Source organism: Ottowia oryzae, from assembly GCF_003008535.1.
Taxonomy (GTDB): Bacteria; Pseudomonadota; Gammaproteobacteria; order Burkholderiales; family Burkholderiaceae_C; genus Ottowia; species Ottowia oryzae.
The window spans coordinates 605,831-622,595 of the sequence record NZ_CP027666.1 but is presented as its reverse complement, the minus strand read 5'-3'; the positions used below and the strand labels follow the sequence as shown (position 1 = coordinate 622,595).

Genomic DNA, 16,765 nt, shown 5'->3' with positions numbered 1-16,765 from the left:
CTGTTGGCGCAGGTGGGTGGTGCGCCGCAGCCGATTCTGATGCTGAACCGCTGAACCGCTGAACCGCTGAACCGCTGAACCGCTGAACTGCGCAGGCCACGCCGGCTACGCGCCATGTCATCGGCGCGCCCGCCCCAGGGCGCGCCACGCCAGCGCGGCGCTGGCCAGTTGCACGGCGGCGGCCACCGTCATGGCCAGGCGCAGGCCGGGCGCGCCCGCGCCTGCATGGGCGTACAGCGTGCCCAGCACGGCCACGCCGACGGTGGCGCCGATCATGCGCGCCACGTTGATCAGCGCCGCCGCCGTGCCTGCCCACCCCGGTGGCACGGCGCCCACGGCCAGCCCCATCAAGGGCGCCGTGGCCAGGCCCATGCCCAGGCCCGTCAAGCCCAGGCCGAGCAGCGTGGCCCACCACGCGGGCGCGGCACCGGCCGTCCAGCCCGCCAGCAGCAGGCCGGCGGCGATCACGGCCAGGCCGCCGCAGGCCAGCGTGCGCGCGCCTGCGCGGCGGGTCAGCCCGCCGCTGAAGGGTGACACCAGCACGAACACCAGCGCCATGGGCATCAGCGCCAGGCCCGCCTGCCATGCGCTCAGCTGCCCGCTGGCCTGCCAGTCCAGCGGCAACAGGAACAGCACGCCGTACATGCCAAACGTCATCGCCACCGTGGCGACCATGGCGCCGCGAAAGGCCGGGATGCGAAACGTGTCCAGCGGCACCAGGGCGTGCGGGCCGCGCGCGCGCTCGACCAACACAAACCCGGCCAGCGCCAGCGCACTGAGGGCCAGCGACACCGTGGCCAGCACCGGCTGCGCCCGCGCGTGGATGGCCGCCACCGCCAGCGCGGCCAGCGCGGCGGCAGCCAGCAACTGGGCACCGCCGTCGAAGGCGCGCTCTTGCGGGTCGGCCGATTCAGGCACCCACGCCCACGCCCCCCCTAGCGCCAACGCACCCAGCGGCACCACCGCCAGAAACACGCTGCGCCAACCGAAGTGCTGCAGCAACAGCGCACCCAGCGAAGGGCCGATGGCCAGCGACAGCCCGTTGCATGCCGCCCAGATGCCCAGCACGCGGTTGCGCGCGGCGGTGTCGGGCCACACCACGCGCACCAGCGCCAGTGACGCCGGAATCATGCAGGCCGCGCCCGCGCCCGCGCCCGCCAGCGCGCGTCCCAGCACCAGCACCCCCACCGACGGCGCCAGCGCGCACAGCAGCGACGCCTTCGTGAAGAGCGCCAGCCCGGCCATGAACAGCCTGCGGCGCCCCCGCAGATCGGCCAGCAGCCCGCCGGTCAGCAGCAGCGCCGCGTAGCTCAGGTTGTAGCTGTCCACCACCCATTGCAGCGCGGGCACGCTGGCGCGAAAGTGCGCGCCGATGGCCTGCGTGGCCAGCATCACGATGGAGGTGTCCACCTGCGCCACCATCACGGCCAGGCACAGCACGGTCAGCACCCAGCGCGAGCCGCGGCGCTGGCTGCGGGGTGGCATTTCGGGGTGGTTGCTGGGGCGCGGGGTTTCGTTCATAGGCATCGGGTGGGGCGGCAGGCCACACCGTACGGCCGCGCCGCGCGCCGGTGCTTCGACCCGCATCGAAGCATGGCCGCCCCGCGCCGCGTAGAGTGGCTGCAGGAGATACCCCCATGAGCGATGTGCCTGGCTTTGCCCCGGTGGCGGCCCTGCTGGCCGACCCCACGCGCGCCCTGATGTTGACCGCGCTGCTGGACGGCCGCGCGCGCCCGGCGGGCGACCTGGCCTTTGCCGCCCGCATCATCCCGCAGACGGCCAGCTTTCACCTGGCGCAGCTGTTGGACGGCGGGCTGATCGCGCTGGAAAAGGAAGGCCGGCACCGCTACTACCGGCTGGCCAGCCCCGAGGTAGCGCAGGCCATGGAGCAGCTGACCACGCTGCCCACGCGGCTGCCGGTGCGGCGGCCCGCGCTTTCGCCGCAGGCGCAGCGCCTGCGCTTTTGCCGCCGCTGTTACGACCACCTGGCCGGGCAGGTGGGCGTGGCGGTGGCGCAGGGCTTGCAGCAGCGCGGCTACCTTGTCGCCGCGCCCGACAAGCGCTTTCACGTCACCGACGCCGGCCGCGCCTGGCTGGCGGGCCTGGGCGTCAGCGCCGCACCCGCGCCCGCACGCAGCCGGGGTTACCCCGCGCGCCAATGCCTGGACTGGACCGAGCGCCAGCACCACCTGGGCGGCCCGCTGGGGGTGGACCTGCTCACGGCGCTGTGCGCGCACGGCTGGCTGCGGCGCTCGGCCGATTCGCGCGCGCTGCAGGTCACGCCGCCCGGCGCGATCGCCCTGCGCGAAGCCCTGGGCGTGGATGTGGATGCCTTGCGCAACGCAGGCAGCGTGGCGGTGTGACGGCGGCCCGCCGCCGCTGCGTTGGCGCGGTGCTGCAACGCCCGCGTCTGTTGAAATGGGCCGCCGCGCCTCGCTGCCGGCTCTGCCGCAGTCTCTGTCGCCGCTGAGCGTTGTCGGACGGCGGCGCTGCCTTCCTGCGGCGCAGATCAGACCCAAGGGCGCGCGCGGGCAAAGCGCAGCGCGGCAATCGCGGCAAGTGTGTTTGCTACAAAATAGTGAGCTGCTGGCGCAGGTGGCACCTGTGCTGGAGCCGAATTTGATTCGAAACCAGTGCGACGCAGTCCCTGGCCAGCGCCAGCGTCGCCATCAGGCCAGGCCGCCCTTGTGCGCGGCCGCCAGCTGCGCACGCGAGCGCGCCAGCTCGCTGTGCAGCCAGTCGCGCAGCGCCTGCAGCGGCGGCCAGTCGCTCAGGTCTTCGCGCCAGGCCAGCCAGTACACGGTGGGGTCGTGCCCGTAGGTGTCGTGCGATTCGGGCAGGGTTTGCGGCGCCAGCTGCACCAGGCGGCCTTCCACCAGCGCGTCGGCGGCCAGCAGGTCGCGCACCAGGCCCAGGCCCACGTCGGCCTCTACCGCCTGCAGCAGCAGGGCCGCGTCGTTGAAGGCCGCCACGGGGTGCACGGCCGGCGCGGGGGTCACGCCAGCGCGGTCAAACCACTGGCGCCACAGCGCGGTGTTGCCCAGCAGCGGCTCTTGCGCAATCGCCGCCGGGCCTTGCCCCGCCAGGCGCGCAGCGGCGGCGGGCGAGCCCAGCACCACGCGCGGAGACTGGATCAGCGGCTCTGCCCGCAGGCCGCGCCACTGCCCGCTGCCGTGGCGGATGGCGGCGTGCAGGCCTTCCTGGCGCAGGTCGGCCATGTGCATGGAGGCCGTCAGCTCCAGCCGCAGCTGCGGGTGCGCCGCGCGCCAGCGCGCCATGCGCGGCATCATCCAGCGCTGCGCGAACGAGGGCAGGATGGCCACGCGCAGCGCCTGCGCGTCGTCCTGCGCCAGGCGGGCTGCGTCTCGGCACGCGTCGGCCAGCTGCGCCAGCGCGCTGCGGGTGCTGTCCAGCAGGCGCTGGCCGGCGGGCGTGAGCACCAGCCCGCGCCCCTGCCGCGTGAATACGGCAAAACCCAGGCGCTCTTCCAGCAGGCGAATCTGCTGGCTGATGGCGCTGTGCGTGAGGTGCAGCACCTCGCCCGCCGCGCGCATGCTGCCCGCGTCGGCCACGGCGGCGAAGGTGGGCAGCACGTCCAGCGGCAGCGGTTTGGCGTCGGGCATGGTAAGTAGAGCTAACCAATAAGGTCAAAAATGATCGGTTGTGTGGCGGTAATGGTCAGCCTAATCTACCATTTCACCCCTTTACCGCCAAGAGGCCCGCCATGCCAGCCAGCTGGTCCGCACCTGTCGCCATGCCCTCTGCCCATGCAGCGCCCACCGATGCGTGGGAACGCGCCCTGCGCGCGTTGGCCGCCGGCATGCTGCGTCTGGCGGCCCGCCACGCGCAGCGGCGCCAGCAGCGCGCACGCCGCCAGCGCGTGCTGCAGGCGCGCCGGGTGCGCCACGCCCAGCGCCTGGCTGAGCGCGCCGTGCGCCGCGAGCTGGCGCGCCAAGTCAGCCCCCGGCTGCGGCGCGACCTGGGCCTGTGAAGGCGGCGCGGCCATCTACACTGGGCGGCTGTTGCCCGCCCCTTGCACCGCCCCTTGCAGATTCGCCCCATGCCCGACCGCTACGCCGTCATCGGCCACCCCATCGCCCACAGCAAATCGCCGCAAATCCACACCTGGTTTGCCGAGGCGACGGGGCAGGACATGGTCTACGAAGCCATCGACGGCGGCGCCGAGCCGGGCGGGTTTGAGCAGGCGCTGCACGCCTTTGCCCGCCACGGCGGGCGCGGCATGAACGTCACCCTGCCCTTCAAGCTGCAGGCCCTGGCCGCCGCCGACGTGGCCAGCGACGACGCCCGCGCCGCCGGCGCCGCCAACGCGCTGCGCTGGCACGAAGGCCGGCTGGAGGCGCAGAACTTCGACGGCGTGGGCCTGGTGCGCGACATCGAGGTGAACCTGGGCCAGCCCCTCCGTGGCAAGGCTGTGCTGGTGCTGGGCGCGGGCGGCGCCACGCGCGGCGCGCTGTTGCCGCTGGCGCGCGCAGGCGTGGCGCGCCTGGCGGTGCTGAACCGCACCGCCAGCAAGGCCGTCGCCCTGCTGGACGAACTGGCCGCGAACCTGCCCCCCGCGCTGGCCCTGCACAGCGGCGGCACCGATCTGCTGCCCGGCCTGCCCGCGTTCGACGTGGTCATCAACGCCACGTCTGCCAGCCTGAGCGCCGACGCCCCTGCTGTGCCGCCCCAGGCCTTCGCGCCGGGCGGGCTGGCCTACGACATGGTCTACGGCAAGGGGCTGACGCCCTTCCTGCGCCTGGCGCAATCGGCGCCTAACGTGCGCGTGGCCGACGGCGTGGGCATGCTGGTCGAACAAGCCGCCGAGGCCTTCGCCTGGTGGCGCGGCGTGCGGCCGCAGACGGATGACGTGCTCAAGCGGCTGACGGTGCCGTTGGCCTAGAGCGTGTTAACACTAATGGTGATTAGTGGCGATTGCGTTGGACAATCTCGTGCATGGAGATCACAGCCCAGCAATTCGCCACTATCGAGCACTGCCTGCCTAGGCAGCGGGGCAACGTCAGCCTGAGCAACTTGCAGGTCGTCAACGCCATCCTTTATGTGGCTGAGCATGGCTGCAAGTGGCGTGGACTGCCCAAGCGTTTTGGCAACTGGCACACGATCTACACGCGCATGAACCGCTGGGCCAAGGCCGGTGTACTTGATCGCATGTTCGAGGAGTTGCAGCGCTCGCAGGTCGTGCGCATCAAAATCGAGGCGGTCTCGCTGGACTCCACCAGCATCAAGGTCCATCCCGATGGAACTGGTGCGTTAAAAAAAACGGTCCGCAGTCCATCGGAAAATCCCGAGGCGGATGGAACACCAAGATTCATATGGTTGCCGCGGATGCTCGGACAGCCGTGACGTTCTGCCTCTCGCCAGGACAAGCGCACGACGCACCTGAAGGCAGGCGTTTACTCAACAGCCTCGGGGCGACCAGCAGACCGGTGCATTTGTTGATGGACCGCGCCTACGAAGGTAACGAGACGCGGCAACTGGCACTTGATCTGGGATTCATTGCCGTCGTGCCACCGATGAGGACGCGGATCGAACCTTGGGAGTACGAGCGAGAGATGTACAAGCGCCGCAATGAGGTCGAGCGCTTGTTCCGTCGGCTCAAGGGCTATCGCCGAATCTTCTCGCGGTTCGAGAAACTCGACCTCATGTTCCTGGGCTTCATCAGCTTCGTGCTCGTCGCAGATGGACTCAGGATGTGTTAACAGGCCCTAGGCGCCTGCTGGCCTGAACGGATCACTGGCTGGCTGTCCAACCGTCTGGCCCTTTGACGACCCGCATTGGTGCGGTTTGCTTCGTGCGGCCAACAAACGGCGCTTCAACGTCCACCTGGACGTCGCAGATGTAGGCTTTGTCGCCATCTGCCTTGCAGCCAATCTTCTTGAGCGAATGCAGCTTGCTCTGCATCTTTGGGTTGGCGCTGACCTTGCTGACAGCGGCGTTGGCGGACTCAATGCCTTTTTCCATGGCAGCGCGAAGATCATCGCCCGATGGCTCCCCGCTGCAGCCGACCAGCAGAAGTGCCGAGAAAACGAACAACGGGCCGTGAAATCTTTTCATGTCATCTCCCTGAGTTGATTTGTCATCAGAACGCATTTGAGGAGGCCACGGCGCGCACTGGCCGTGATTCACTCATGTTTTCGCAACGTCGTCACGGCATCCTGAGCGCCTCCGTGCCACCGACCCGCAGCGCCTGAATTGAGATCATGCCATTGGATCCAGCCACGGTTCGGCGGCGCCCGATCGTCCAAAGCAGAGGTGGCCAAGTTCGCGGTAGCGCCCGCTGCTCTCAATGCTTAACGCTGCGCGCCACGCCGCTCACGTACGATAGTGCCGTCAGTCCGCACGGCACGGCCATGCGCTTTCACTCGGTGCGCTCACCGGCGCGCACCCTCTTCTTACTGACGGCAACCAGAGCACCGCATGAACGCACCCACCCCCCGCCTGTTGGTACTGCACGGCGTCAACCTGAACATGTTCGGCCAGCGCGACCCGGCGCAGTACGGCACCGCCACGCTGGCCGACATCGACGCGGCCCTGCGCACGCTGGCGGCCGAGCTGGGCGTGGCCGTCGATTGCTACCAGACCAACCACGAAGGCGAGATGTGCGAGCGCATCCACCAGGCCCATCGCGACGCGGTGGACGCGGTGGTCATCAACGCCGGCGCCTGGACGCACACCAGCATCGCCATCCGCGACGCGCTGGCCATCCTCAAGTGCCCCATCGTCGAAGTGCACATGAGCAACATCCACGCGCGCGAGGCGTTTCGCCACCAGTCCTACATCAGCGACATTGCGCGCGGGCAGATCTGCGGCTTTGGCGTGGATTCCTACCTTTTAGGGCTGCGGGCCGCCGCCCAGTCAGCGCAAGCAGCTATCAATAAGTGAGTAATCGACATGGGTAAACGCCTCACGCAAATCGCCACCCGCACCGGCGACGACGGCACCACCGGGCTGGGCGACAACACCCGCGTGTCCAAATCCAGCGGCCGCCCGCACGCCATGGGCGACGTGGACGAACTCAACAGCCACATCGGCCTGCTGCTGTGCGAAGACATGCCCGGCAGCGTGCGCGAGCTGCTCGTCGACGTGCAGCACCAGCTGTTCAACCTGGGCGGTGAGCTGTCCATCCCCGGGTTCGAACTGCTGAAAGACGACGCGCTGGCCCAGCTGGACGCGGCCCTGGCCCACTACAACGCCCAGCTGCCCCGGTTGGAAGAATTCATCCTGCCCGCCGGCACCCGCGCCGCCGCCCTGGCGCACGTGTGCCGCACCGTCGCGCGCCGCGCCGAACGCGCCGTCGTCGCGCTGGGCCAAACCGAAGGCGACGCCCTGCGCCCTGCCCCGCGCCAGTACCTCAACCGCCTGAGCGACCTGCTTTTCGTGCTGGCCCGGGTACTGAACCGCCACCGCCCGGATGGCGGTGCGGGCGATGACGTGTATTGGAAGAGTGAGCGGCTGGCGCGGGCGACGCAAAGCTGAGCTGCGCCTGGCATTGCGCCTTGGTTGGCCGCTGGCGGCCCAGGCGCTACACCCCGATATTCGGCGCCAGCAGGCGCTCCAGCTCGGCCCTGTCCATGTCCCTGCGCGCCGCCATGTCGCTGACTTGCGAATCGTCGATGCGGCCCACGTTGAAGTACGTGCTGTCGGGGTGGCTGAAGTAAAAGCCGCTGACGCTGGCGGCGGGCGTCATGGCGTAGGCGTCGGTCAGGTGCATGCCGACGTCGTGGGCGCCCAGCAGCTCGAACAGGGGGCGCTTGACGCTGTGGTCGGGGCAGGCGGGGTAGCCGGGCGCGGGGCGGATGCCGCGGTACTGCTCGGCGATCATGCTGTCGTTGTCCAACTGCTCGTCGGCGGCGTAGCCCCACCAGTCGGTGCGTACGCGCCAGTGCAACCATTCGGCGCCGGCTTCGGCCAAGCGGTCGGCCAGGGCCTTGAGCATGATGGCGCTGTAGTCGTCGTGCTGGCCCAGGAATTGCGCCTCTTTGGCGTCCACGCCCAGGCCGGCGGTGACGGCGAAGGCACCGATGTAGTCTTTCAAGCCAAAACCGCCGCTGGCGCCCGCTGCACCAGCGCCGGCAGCTACTGAAGTTGTAGCGGATGCTGGCGCGACGAAGTCGGCCAGGCAGCGGCTGGGGCGCAGCACGCCGGCGGCGTCTTCCTGTTTTTCAGCCTGCTGGCGCAGGCCGTACCAGGTCAGCGCCACGCTTTGGCGCGATTCGTCGGTGTACAGCGCGATGTCGTCGTCCTGCACGGTGTTGGCGGGCCAGAAGCCGACGACGGCGTTGGCCGTCAGCCAGCGGGCGTCAACGATCTGCTTGAGCATGGCCTGCGCGTCGGCAAACACGCGGGTGGCTTCTTCGCCCACCACCTCGTCGGTGAGGATGGCGGGGTACTTGCCGTGCAGGTCCCAGGTCTGGAAGAAGGGCGTCCAGTCGATGAAGGGCACCAGCTCGGCCAGGTCGATGTGGTGGATCAGCCGGCGGCCCAGAAACTTGGGCGCGGGCGGCGTGTAGGCAGCCCAGTCGATGCGTGTCTTGTTGGCGCGCGCCTTGTCGATGGGCCACAGCGGCTGCTGCTTCTTGTTGGCGTGCAGCTGGCGCACCTTGTCGTAGTCGGCCTGCGTGTCGGCCACGAACTGCGCCGCCTGGTCGCCCAGCAGGCCCTGCGCCACGCCCACGCTGCGCGAGGCGTCGGGTACGTAGACCACCGGGCCTTCATAGTGCGGCGCGATCTTGACGGCGGTGTGCACGCGGCTGGTGGTGGCCCCGCCGATTAGCAGCGGAATCTTCTTGATGCGAAAGTGCTCGTCCTTCTGCATCTCGCCAGCCACGTACTGCATCTCTTCCAGGCTGGGCGTGATCAGGCCCGACAGGCCCACGATGTCGGCGCCCTCCACCTTGGCGCGCGCCAGTATCTCGTGGCAGGGCACCATCACGCCCATGTTCACCACCTCGAAGTTGTTGCACTGCAGAACCACGGTGACGATGTTCTTGCCGATGTCGTGCACGTCGCCCTTGACGGTGGCGATGACGATCTTGCCCTTGCTGCGCACGTCGCGCCCGGCGGCTTCGTCGCGCTTCTTTTCTTCCTCGATGTAGGGAATCAGGTGCGCCACGGCCTGCTTCATCACGCGGGCCGACTTCACCACCTGCGGCAAGAACATCTTGCCCGCGCCGAACAGGTCGCCCACGATGTTCATGCCGTCCATCAGCGGCCCTTCGATCACGTGCAGCGGGCGCCCGCCCTTGGCCAGCACCTGCTGGTAGGCCTCTTCGGTGTCTTCGGTGATGAAGTCGGTAATGCCGTGCACCAGCGCGTGGCTCAGCCGCTCATTCACCGTCTTGGGGTGCTCGGGCGTGCCGCGCCATTCCAGCTTCTTGCTGTCGTCCTTGGCGGCGCCCTTGGCGCTTTCGGCGATCTCCAGCAGGCGCTCGGCGGCGTCGGGCCGGCGGTTCAGCACCACGTCTTCCACGCGCTCGCGCAGCTCGGCGTCCAGGTCGTCGTACACGCCCACCATGCCCGCGTTGACGATGCCCATGTCCATGCCCGCCTGGATGGCGTGGTACAGGAACACGGTGTGGATCGCCTCGCGCACCGGGTCGTTGCCGCGGAAGCTGAACGACACGTTGCTGACGCCGCCGCTCACCTTGGCGCCGGGAAGGTTCTGCTTGATCCAGCGCGTGGCCTCGATGAATTCGACGGCGTAGTTGTTGTGCTCTTCGATGCCGGTGGCCACGGCAAAGATGTTGGGGTCGAAGATGATGTCTTCGGGCGCAAAGCCCACCTCGTCCACCAGGATGCGGTAGGCGCGCTCGCAGATCTCCACCTTGCGCGCGTAGGTGTCGGCCTGGCCTTGCTCGTCGAACGCCATCACCACGGCGGCGGCGCCGTAGCGCTTGATCAGGCGCGCGTGGTGCTTGAAGGGCTCCACGCCCTCCTTCATGCTGATCGAGTTGACGATGCCCTTGCCCTGCAGGCAGCGCAGGCCCGCTTCGATCACGCTCCATTTGCTGGAATCGACCATCACCGGTACGCGGGCGATGTCGGGCTCGCTGGCCATCAGGTTCAGAAAGCGCACCATCGCCGCTTCCGAATCCAGCATGGCTTCGTCCATGTTGACGTCGACCACCTGCGCGCCGTTTTCCACCTGCTGGCGCGCCACCGACAGGGCTTCCTCAAACTGGTCGTTCAGGATCATCCGCGCGAAGGCTTTGGAACCGGTGACGTTGGTGCGCTCGCCCACGTTGACGAAGAGGGAGCCGGCGTCGATCTGCACCGGCTCCAAGCCGGCCAGGCGCATGGGTGGGGGGGTCAAAGCAGCGGCGTTCATGGGGCTCACCTGTGGGGGCACGAAACAGTTCAGGTGAGCGCCGTTGAGTGAATGCGGCCCAAGCCTGGCGACGTGGGCGGTCGCTGCAGCGCTCCTTGGGTAACCGGTGATTTTATGTTGCCTGCGCCTGTTGCGTAGTTCGTGCACGCGGGGGCGCTATGCAGCACGTACGCGCACGCCTGCGGCGCGGTCGCCTTTGGTGCGCGATGCACCAAGCCGGGTCGCCCGTGGGTGCGCACGGTGGCGGGGCGTGGCCCGCCGTCGGCGCGGGCGCAGCGCATTCACGCCCGGCGGCGCGGGGCTGGCATGAATCTCGCAACAGCTGCCGCATTGGGCCCGATCCGCTTGGCGGCGGTGGGTGGTGGTTGCAGGCGCTGGCCGCACCGTTCGCCGCTGCAGGCGCCCGCGTTGGCTGATTCGTTTTCAAGGAGTTTGTGCATGTTCAGGCCGCCAACGCCCTGGGCATGGGGCGCTGGGCGTACTTTCGCCACGTGGTGCTGCGCCCGGCCCTGCAGCGCGTGTGGCCGGCGCTCACCAGCCAGATCGTCATCGTCATGCTGGGCACGTCGGTGGTGTCGCAGATTGCCGCGCAGGATCTGACCTTTGCCGCCAACTTCATCCAGTCGCGCAACTTCCGCGCGTTTGAAACCTACTTGGTGGTCACCGCCATGTACTTCCTGCTGGCGTGGTTCCTGCGCCATGTGTTGACGTGGGCGGGCCAGCGCTGGGTTGTCGGTCGCCCCGCGCTCAAGCGGCAGCGGGCGCCGCAGGCCGTGGCCCAACAGGCGCATTGATCATGATCGCCGACATCCCCTTGATGCCGATCCTGGCCAAGCTGTTCGAAGGCCTGCTGGCCACGCTGCTGCTGTCGCTGCTGGCCTTCGTGCTGGGCGGCGCGATGGGCCTGCTGGTGCTGTTCGCCCGCTTGGGCCACTGGCCGCTGGCGCGCCGCATCAGCCGCGGGTACATCCAGCTGTTTCAGAACACGCCGCTGCTGATGCAGATGTTCCTGGTGTTCTTCGGTGCGTCCATGGCCGGCTACAGCATCTCGCCGTGGACGGCGGCGGCCATTGGGCTGACGCTGTACACCAGCGCCTACCTGGCCGAAGTGTGGCGCGGCAGCGTCGAGGCCGTGCCGCGCGGCCAATGGGAAGCCTCATCCAGCCTGGCCATGGGTTATGTGCAGCAGATGCGCCACGTGGTGCTGCCGCAGGCGCTGCGCTTGTCGGTGGCGCCCACCGTGGGCTTTTCGGTGCAGATCGTCAAGGGCACGGCGGTGGCGTCCATCATCGGCATGACCGAGCTGAGCAAGATCGGCTCGATGCTGGCCAACGCCACGTTCCAGCCCTTCCTCATCTACGGGCTGGTCGCTGCCGGCTATTTCATTCTGTGCTGGCCGCTGTCCATGGCCGCCAGCCACCTGGAGAAAAAACTCAATGCCGCTCGTTGACGTTCGTTCGGTGCACAAGCACTTTGGCCAGAACCACGTGCTCAAGGGCGTGGACCTGCAGGTGCAAAGCGGCCAGGTGGTCGCCATCATCGGCCGCAGCGGTTCGGGCAAGAGCACCTTGCTGCGATCGGTGAACGGGCTGGAACGCATCGACCAGGGCGAGATCGTCGTGGACAACGCGGTGCTCAAGGGCGCCGAGGCCACGCCCGCGCAGCTGCGCGCGCTGCGCATGAACGTGGGCATGGTCTTCCAGCAGTTCAACCTGTTCCCGCACCTCACCGCAGGGCAGAACGTGGCGCTGTCGCCGGTGGTCGTCAAAGGCGTGTCCAAGTCCGACGCGGCGGCGCTGGCGCACCAGATGCTGGACAAAGTCGGCCTGGGAGCCAAGTACGACGCCTACCCCGACCAGCTGAGCGGCGGTCAGCAGCAGCGCGTGGCCATCGCGCGCGCCCTGGCCATGCAGCCCAAGGTGCTGCTGTGCGACGAGATCACCTCGGCGCTGGACCCGGAGCTGGTCAACGAAGTGCTGGCCGTCGTCAAGCAACTGGCCGCCGAAGGCATGACGCTGATCATGGTCACGCACGAGATGCGCTTTGCCCGAGACGTGGGCGACCAGCTGGTGTTCATGCACCACGGCCGCATCCATGAGCAAGGCCCGGCGCGCGACGTGTTCGCCGCCCCCCAAACGGCCGAACTGGCGGGCTTCATCGGCGCCGTGCACTGATGGCGAGTGCCCCGCGAGTGCCCCTGGCGCTGCGCCCGCTGACGGCGCAGGCGTTCGCGCCGTTCGGGCAGGTCATCGACACCCAAAGCGCGTCCCAGCGCGTGGCCATCAACGCAGGCACCTGCCAGCGCCACCACGACTTGGGCCGCCCCAGCGCCGACGGTGGCGCGCTGGCGTTCAACCTGTTCGTGGCCGACGCGGTGGCGTGCCCGGCGCCGCTGCGGCTGATGGAGCGCCACCACCGGGGCAGCCAATCGTTCGCCCCTTTCGGCGCCGCGCTGCGCATGGGGATCGTGGTGGCCGCGCCCACGCTGGATGCGGCGGCCCTTGCGCCGGAGCACCTGCACGGCTTCATCACCGACGGGCACCAGGGTATCAACCTGAACGCGGGCGTGTGGCACCACCCGCTGCTGGCGCTGGATGCGGGCCCCTGGCTGGTGGTGGACCGCGTGGGCGCCCCGGGCGATGCGCCCGACTGCGAGGTGCTGGACATCTCGCACTGGCACCTGGAAGTCAAAAACTGAGGGCGCCCGCCTTGGCGGTAGTTTCAGGTGCCTGAGGCGCCGATGCTCATGACGTGCCCTTGACGGCCGCCACCATGCGCGCGGTGTTGGTGCGCATCATCTGCACGTAGGTGTCGGCGTCGCCGCCGGTTTTGGTCAGCGCGTCGGAATACAGGCTGCCCGAGGCGCGCACGCCCGTTTCGCGGGCCAGCTGCTCCATCAGGCGCGGGTCGCTGATGTTCTCGATGAACAGGGCCCGAACTTTTTCGGTGCGAATCAAACGTACCAACTGCGCCACCGCCTTGGCAGACGGCTCGCTGTCGGTGCTGACGCCGCGCGCCGCCAAAAAGCGCACGCCGTACGCCTGCCCGTAGTAGCCGAACGCCGCGTGCGAGGTGATGACCTTGCGCTGCGCCGCTGGCACCGGCGCCCAGACGGCGCGGATGTCGGCGTCCAGCTGGCGCAGCTCGGCCGTGTAGCGCTCACCGCGCGCGCGGTAGTCGGCGCAGCCTGCCGCGTCGGCCGCGCACAGCCCGTTGACGATGTTCTTCACATAGACCTGCGCGTTGGCCGCGCTTTGCCAGGCGTGCGGATCGGTGTGGCCGGCGTGCGCGTCGTGGTCGTGATCGCCGTCGCCATGGTGGTGATCGTGGTCGTCGCCCGGGGCGGCGTCCAGCGGGCGCACGCCGTTGGTGGCCTGCACCGTGGGGCCGCGGTAGCCGGCGCTTTGCACCAGCCGGGCCATCCAACCCTCGTAGCCCAGGCCGTTGGCCACCAGCAGCTGTGCCTGCCCCACCTGCCGCGCCTGCGCGGGCGATGGCTGGAACACGTGCGCGTCTTCGCCGGGGCCGACCAGCGCCTGCACCGCCACGCGGTCGCCGCCCACCTGGCGCACCATGTCGGCCAGGATGCTGAAGGTGGCGACCACGCGCAGCGGCTCGGCAGCGTGGGCAGCGCTGCACAGGCTGGCGCCCAGCGCCAGGGCGGTCAATGCGGTGGTGAATGCTCGTTTTTTCATAGCTGCTTGCGCAGTTGTGGCCTGCGCCAGAAAGGGTTTTGGTTCAGAATCCAAGCAGGCCTTAGCGCTGCAGGTGGCGTCGCGCAGACCGCGCCCCGCCGCGCCACAGCCCATTGCGCCCCAGTACCAGCGACGCCAGGTACGCCGCGCCCAGGCACAGCACGATGGCCGGGCTGGTCGGCCACTCCACGTGGTACGACAGCAGCAGCCCGGTGACCGACGCGGCCAGCGCCAGCCCGGTGGCCAGCGCCATCAGCGCGGGCAGGCTGCGCACCCACAGGCGCGCGGCGGCGGCGGGCAGCACCATCATGCCCACGGCCATCAGCGTGCCCAATGCGTGAAAACCGGCCACCAGGTTGATGACCAGCAGGCACAGAAAGCCGTAGTGCGCGACGGGGCTCAGGCGGCTCACGCTGCGCAGGAACTGCGGGTCCACACACTCCAGCACCAGCGGGCGGTAAAGCAGCGCCAACGCCAGCAGCGTGACGATGGCCGTGCCCACCAGCAGCGCCAGCGCGCCATTGTCCAGCGCCAGCACGGTGCCAAACAGCACGTGCAGCAAGTCGACGTTGCTGCCGCGCGTGGAGACGATCAGCACGCCCAGCGCCAGCGAGATCAGATAGAACGCGGCCAGGCTGGCGTCTTCGCGCAGCACCGTAGAGCGCGCCACCAGCCCCGAACCCACCGCCACCAGCAGGCCGGCGACCACGCCGCCGAACGTCATCGCTGGCAGCGACAGCCCGGCGATCAGATAGCCGATGGCCGCGCCGGGCAGCACGGCGTGGGCCATGGCGTCGCCCGTCAGGCTCATGCGGCGCAGCAGCAAGAACACGCCCACCGGCGCGCAGCTGAGCGACAGCGCCAGGCAGCCCACCAGCGCGCGGCGCATAAAGCCGAACTCGGTCAGCGGGCCGATCAGCAGGCTCCACAGGCTGACGTCCATGGTGGCGGTGCTCATCGGGTGGGCTCCGGCGTGCGGTGCTCGTGCGCGCCATGGCCGGTGTGGTCATGGGCGTGGCTGTGCTCGTGGTTGTGCGTGTGGCCACCGGCGGGCGCCGTGACGCCCGCGTCGGTGGGCACTTCGCACACCGGGGCGCGTTCGTCAAAAGCTTCGGGCATTACTTGCAGGCGGCGCAGGTTGCCGGGGGTCAGCACCTCGTCGGTTGGGCCGCAGGCCACCAGCTCGCGCGCCAGCATCAGCGTGCGGGGGAAGGCGGCGCGCACCTGCTGCAGGTCGTGCAGCACCACCAGCACCGTCTTGCCCTGCTGGTGCCAGCGGTGCAGCAAGGCCACCAAATCGGCGGTGGTGCGCTGGTCGATGGCTGAAAAGGGTTCATCCAGCAGCAAAACGTCGGCATCTTGCAGCATCATGCGGGCAAAAAGCACGCGCTGGAGCTGGCCGCCCGACAGTGTGTCGATCGGCTGGCGCGCGTAGCCTTCCAGGCCCACGGCGGCCAGGGCGTCGCGCACGCGCTGGCGCTGCGCATCGCTGTACCGGCCGAAGGCACCGGCCTCGCGCCACAGCCCCATGGCAGCGAATTCGCCCACGCGGATCGGAAAGCCGCGCTCCAGCGAGGCCTGCTGCGGCAGGTAAGCCACGCGCTGGCCGCGCAGCCCGTCGATGCGCCCGCCGATGGGGTGGATCAACCCCGCCAGCGCCTTCACCAGTGTGGATTTGCCCGCGCCGTTGGGGCCGATCACGGCCGTCAACGTGCCTGGCGCAAAGGCGCAGCTGACGTGGTGCACGGCCGGATGGCCGTCGTAACCCAGCGTGAGGTCGTGCAGGCCAATCGCCTGGGGCACGGTTGGGGTGGTGGTGGGCGCGGTCATGCGTTCAAGCCGCGCCGCCGCCACTCAAGGCCCAGCGCCACAGCGCGATCAGCACCGCGGAGATCAAGGCCGCGCCCACCAGGCGCCACGCGGCCGAGCGCAAGAGCAGCGGCGTGCGGGGGGTGAGCTGGGGGTCTGCCATGGCGGTGAGGAGGTCGGGCGAAGAAACGCGAAACTGATGGTGCGCGGCAGGCCGGCAGGCCGGCAAGCCGGCAAGCCGTTGCCAAGGCGGTGGCCAGGGGCCGTGAGGTGCCAAGGCAACGCCCGACTTGCGCCATCGCGGGTCGCGGCGCATCATAACGCAACTCAGTTGCGATAATGCCGCCTTAATTTCCAGCGCACCACCCAGCCTGCCCCGCCCCAAGATGCCCGCCCGATCCGTTTCTGCCCCCGCGCTGGCCGACGACCGCGCGCAGCGCCTGCGCGAAGCCGGTCTGCGCCGCACGCGCGCGCTGCAAGCCGTGCTGGCGCTGTTCGACGGCGCACCCGGCTGGCAACCCACGCACGCGCAATTGGCCGAGCGGCTGGCCGATGAGGGCGAGCCGGTCAACGCCGTCACGCTGTACCGCCTGCTGGAGCGGCTGGTGGCCGCGGGCGTGTTGGTCAAGCGCACTGCGGCGGATGAGCGCGCATGGCGGTTTCATGCACCGGGTGCGGCACCGGCCACTGGCCCGCTGTTTGAGTGCGATGCCTGCCACACGCAATTTCCGCTGGCTGAAGACGACGCCTCGGCCCGCGCCGTGGCCGCTGCGGTGCGCCGCACGCTGGCGCGCCAGGGGCATCAGGCCGCGCGGGTGGATCTGGCGGTGCACGGCACCTGCGCGGACTGCCGTGGCGGGCGGTCTCACGCGTGAGGCGCAAGGCAAGGTTGCTCTAATAAATATAGCTGCCG

The 16,765-nt window shown here is 69.2% G+C and carries 18 protein-coding genes, 1 pseudogene and 1 riboswitch; of the genes and pseudogenes, 11 read left to right on the top strand and 8 right to left on the bottom strand.

The genetic code is table 11. The features are described from left to right. Positions 1–117: 117 nt before the first annotated feature. Positions 118–1,521 (bottom strand): MFS transporter, encoded by a 1,404-nt coding sequence (locus tag C6570_RS02920; protein WP_425437919.1) that lies wholly within the window; start codon positions 1,519–1,521, stop codon positions 118–120. A 116-nt stretch (positions 1,522–1,637) separates the two neighbouring features. Here C6570_RS02920 and C6570_RS02915 point away from each other — a divergent pair, with 116 nt between their 5' ends. Further along, positions 1,638–2,363, top strand: a complete 726-nt coding sequence (locus C6570_RS02915; protein ID WP_106701883.1) for an ArsR/SmtB family transcription factor — start codon at positions 1,638–1,640, stop codon at positions 2,361–2,363. A gap of 306 nt (positions 2,364–2,669) precedes the next feature. Here the strand turns inward: C6570_RS02915 and C6570_RS02910 are convergent, their stop codons facing one another. After that, positions 2,670–3,623, bottom strand: a complete 954-nt coding sequence (locus C6570_RS02910) for a LysR substrate-binding domain-containing protein (protein ID WP_106701882.1) — start codon at positions 3,621–3,623, stop codon at positions 2,670–2,672. A gap of 101 nt (positions 3,624–3,724) precedes the next feature. Between C6570_RS02910 and C6570_RS02905 the strand changes: the two genes are divergently transcribed. The 3 genes from C6570_RS02905 (at position 3,725) to C6570_RS02895 (ending at position 5,720) form a co-directional block, all read left to right on the top strand. Further along, the gene (locus tag C6570_RS02905; protein WP_106701881.1) at positions 3,725–3,991 is read left to right on the top strand and encodes a hypothetical protein; all 267 of its coding nucleotides are present in this window, start codon (positions 3,725–3,727) and stop codon (positions 3,989–3,991) included. Between the two features lie 69 nt (positions 3,992–4,060). Beyond that, entirely contained in the window at positions 4,061–4,903 is an 843-nt protein-coding gene (gene aroE, locus C6570_RS02900) for a shikimate dehydrogenase (RefSeq protein WP_106701880.1), read from the top strand. A 53-nt stretch (positions 4,904–4,956) separates the two neighbouring features. Then, positions 4,957–5,720 (top strand): IS5 family transposase gene (locus C6570_RS02895; RefSeq protein WP_106701879.1). Its coding sequence is split into 2 segments (ribosomal slippage): positions 4,957–5,272 and positions 5,272–5,720, totalling 765 coding nucleotides; the frame shifts between segments, so codons are not numbered across the junction. Between the two features lie 31 nt (positions 5,721–5,751). On the opposite strand, the gene C6570_RS02890 is transcribed toward C6570_RS02895, so the two are convergent. Further along, positions 5,752–6,075 carry a hypothetical protein gene (locus C6570_RS02890; RefSeq protein WP_106701878.1) on the bottom strand — a complete coding sequence of 108 codons (324 nt, stop codon included), beginning with the start codon at positions 6,073–6,075 and terminating at the stop codon, positions 5,752–5,754. Positions 6,076–6,438: 363 nt separating this feature from the next. Between C6570_RS02890 and aroQ the strand changes: the two genes are divergently transcribed. Continuing rightward, positions 6,439–6,903 (top strand): type II 3-dehydroquinate dehydratase, encoded by a 465-nt coding sequence (gene aroQ / locus C6570_RS02885; protein ID WP_106701877.1) that lies wholly within the window; start codon positions 6,439–6,441, stop codon positions 6,901–6,903. Between the two features lie 9 nt (positions 6,904–6,912). Next, a complete protein-coding gene (locus tag C6570_RS02880; RefSeq protein WP_106701876.1) occupies positions 6,913–7,497 on the top strand; it encodes a cob(I)yrinic acid a,c-diamide adenosyltransferase in 585 nt (194 codons plus the stop codon). Positions 7,498–7,543: 46 nt separating this feature from the next. Here the strand turns inward: C6570_RS02880 and metH are convergent, their stop codons facing one another. Beyond that, positions 7,544–10,318 (bottom strand): methionine synthase, encoded by a 2,775-nt coding sequence (gene metH, locus C6570_RS02875; protein WP_245896405.1) that lies wholly within the window; start codon positions 10,316–10,318, stop codon positions 7,544–7,546. 58 nt (positions 10,319–10,376) lie between these two features. Next, positions 10,377–10,451, bottom strand: a riboswitch (S-adenosyl-L-homocysteine riboswitch). A 337-nt stretch (positions 10,452–10,788) separates the two neighbouring features. Between metH and C6570_RS02870 the strand changes: the two are divergent. The 4 genes and pseudogenes from C6570_RS02870 to C6570_RS02855 form a co-directional block, all read left to right on the top strand. Further along, positions 10,789–11,142, top strand: a pseudogene (locus tag C6570_RS02870) (ABC transporter permease subunit); the annotation flags it as partial. A 2-nt stretch (positions 11,143–11,144) separates the two neighbouring features. Then, complete coding sequence (locus tag C6570_RS02865) at positions 11,145–11,798, top strand: amino acid ABC transporter permease (protein WP_106701874.1); 654 nt, start codon at positions 11,145–11,147, stop codon at positions 11,796–11,798. Further along, positions 11,785–12,522 carry an amino acid ABC transporter ATP-binding protein gene (locus C6570_RS02860; protein ID WP_106701873.1) on the top strand — a complete coding sequence of 246 codons (738 nt, stop codon included), beginning with the start codon at positions 11,785–11,787 and terminating at the stop codon, positions 12,520–12,522. The genes C6570_RS02865 and C6570_RS02860 overlap by 14 nt, the downstream gene beginning before the upstream one ends. Continuing rightward, complete coding sequence (locus C6570_RS02855; RefSeq protein ID WP_106701872.1) at positions 12,522–13,046, top strand: ureidoglycolate lyase; 525 nt, start codon at positions 12,522–12,524, stop codon at positions 13,044–13,046. Before C6570_RS02860 ends, C6570_RS02855 begins: the two co-directional genes overlap by 1 nt. Positions 13,047–13,092: 46 nt before the next feature. On the opposite strand, the gene C6570_RS02850 is transcribed toward C6570_RS02855, so the two are convergent. The 4 genes from C6570_RS02850 to C6570_RS18100 all read right to left on the bottom strand — a co-directional run bounded on the left by C6570_RS02850 (position 13,093) and on the right by C6570_RS18100 (position 16,015). Continuing rightward, on the bottom strand, positions 13,093–14,043 hold the full coding sequence (locus tag C6570_RS02850) for a metal ABC transporter solute-binding protein, Zn/Mn family (protein WP_106701871.1): 951 nt from the start codon (positions 14,041–14,043) through the stop codon (positions 13,093–13,095). 61 nt (positions 14,044–14,104) lie between these two features. Then, on the bottom strand, positions 14,105–15,001 hold the full coding sequence (locus C6570_RS02845) for a metal ABC transporter permease (protein WP_245896277.1): 897 nt from the start codon (positions 14,999–15,001) through the stop codon (positions 14,105–14,107). Beyond that, on the bottom strand, positions 14,998–15,873 hold the full coding sequence (gene aztA, locus C6570_RS02840; protein WP_106701870.1) for a zinc ABC transporter ATP-binding protein AztA: 876 nt from the start codon (positions 15,871–15,873) through the stop codon (positions 14,998–15,000). Before aztA ends, C6570_RS02845 begins: the two co-directional genes overlap by 4 nt. A gap of 4 nt (positions 15,874–15,877) precedes the next feature. After that, the gene (locus C6570_RS18100; protein ID WP_164675476.1) at positions 15,878–16,015 is read right to left on the bottom strand and encodes a hypothetical protein; all 138 of its coding nucleotides are present in this window, start codon (positions 16,013–16,015) and stop codon (positions 15,878–15,880) included. 223 nt (positions 16,016–16,238) lie between these two features. Between C6570_RS18100 and C6570_RS02830 the strand changes: the two genes are divergently transcribed. Beyond that, entirely contained in the window at positions 16,239–16,727 is a 489-nt protein-coding gene (locus C6570_RS02830; RefSeq protein ID WP_106701868.1) for a Fur family transcriptional regulator, read from the top strand. Positions 16,728–16,765: the final 38 nt, after the last annotated feature.

Excerpts from the sequence above, each read along its gene's own strand:
- C6570_RS02905 (WP_106701881.1), top strand. The coding sequence starts at position 3,725 with ATGCCAGCCAGCTGGTCCGCACCTGTCGCCATGCCCTCTGCCCATGCA.
- C6570_RS02915 (WP_106701883.1), top strand. The coding sequence starts at position 1,638 with ATGAGCGATGTGCCTGGCTTTGCCCCGGTGGCGGCCCTGCTGGCCGAC.
- C6570_RS02855 (WP_106701872.1), top strand. The coding sequence starts at position 12,522 with ATGGCGAGTGCCCCGCGAGTGCCCCTGGCGCTGCGCCCGCTGACGGCG.
- C6570_RS02860 (WP_106701873.1), top strand. The coding sequence starts at position 11,785 with ATGCCGCTCGTTGACGTTCGTTCGGTGCACAAGCACTTTGGCCAGAAC.
- C6570_RS02865 (WP_106701874.1), top strand. The coding sequence starts at position 11,145 with ATGATCGCCGACATCCCCTTGATGCCGATCCTGGCCAAGCTGTTCGAA.
- C6570_RS18100 (WP_164675476.1), bottom strand. The coding sequence starts at position 16,015 with ATGGCAGACCCCCAGCTCACCCCCCGCACGCCGCTGCTCTTGCGCTCG.
- C6570_RS02845 (WP_245896277.1), bottom strand. The coding sequence starts at position 15,001 with ATGAGCACCGCCACCATGGACGTCAGCCTGTGGAGCCTGCTGATCGGC.
- C6570_RS02830 (WP_106701868.1), top strand. The coding sequence starts at position 16,239 with ATGCCCGCCCGATCCGTTTCTGCCCCCGCGCTGGCCGACGACCGCGCG.
- C6570_RS02850 (WP_106701871.1), bottom strand. The coding sequence starts at position 14,043 with ATGAAAAAACGAGCATTCACCACCGCATTGACCGCCCTGGCGCTGGGC.
- metH (WP_245896405.1), bottom strand. The coding sequence starts at position 10,318 with ATGCGCCTGGCCGGCTTGGAGCCGGTGCAGATCGACGCCGGCTCCCTC.
- C6570_RS02910 (WP_106701882.1), bottom strand. The coding sequence starts at position 3,623 with ATGCCCGACGCCAAACCGCTGCCGCTGGACGTGCTGCCCACCTTCGCC.
- aztA (WP_106701870.1), bottom strand. The coding sequence starts at position 15,873 with ATGACCGCGCCCACCACCACCCCAACCGTGCCCCAGGCGATTGGCCTG.
- aroE (WP_106701880.1), top strand. The coding sequence starts at position 4,061 with ATGCCCGACCGCTACGCCGTCATCGGCCACCCCATCGCCCACAGCAAA.
- C6570_RS02880 (WP_106701876.1), top strand. The coding sequence starts at position 6,913 with ATGGGTAAACGCCTCACGCAAATCGCCACCCGCACCGGCGACGACGGC.
- aroQ (WP_106701877.1), top strand. The coding sequence starts at position 6,439 with ATGAACGCACCCACCCCCCGCCTGTTGGTACTGCACGGCGTCAACCTG.
- C6570_RS02890 (WP_106701878.1), bottom strand. The coding sequence starts at position 6,075 with ATGAAAAGATTTCACGGCCCGTTGTTCGTTTTCTCGGCACTTCTGCTG.
- C6570_RS02920 (WP_425437919.1), bottom strand. The coding sequence starts at position 1,521 with ATGAACGAAACCCCGCGCCCCAGCAACCACCCCGAAATGCCACCCCGC.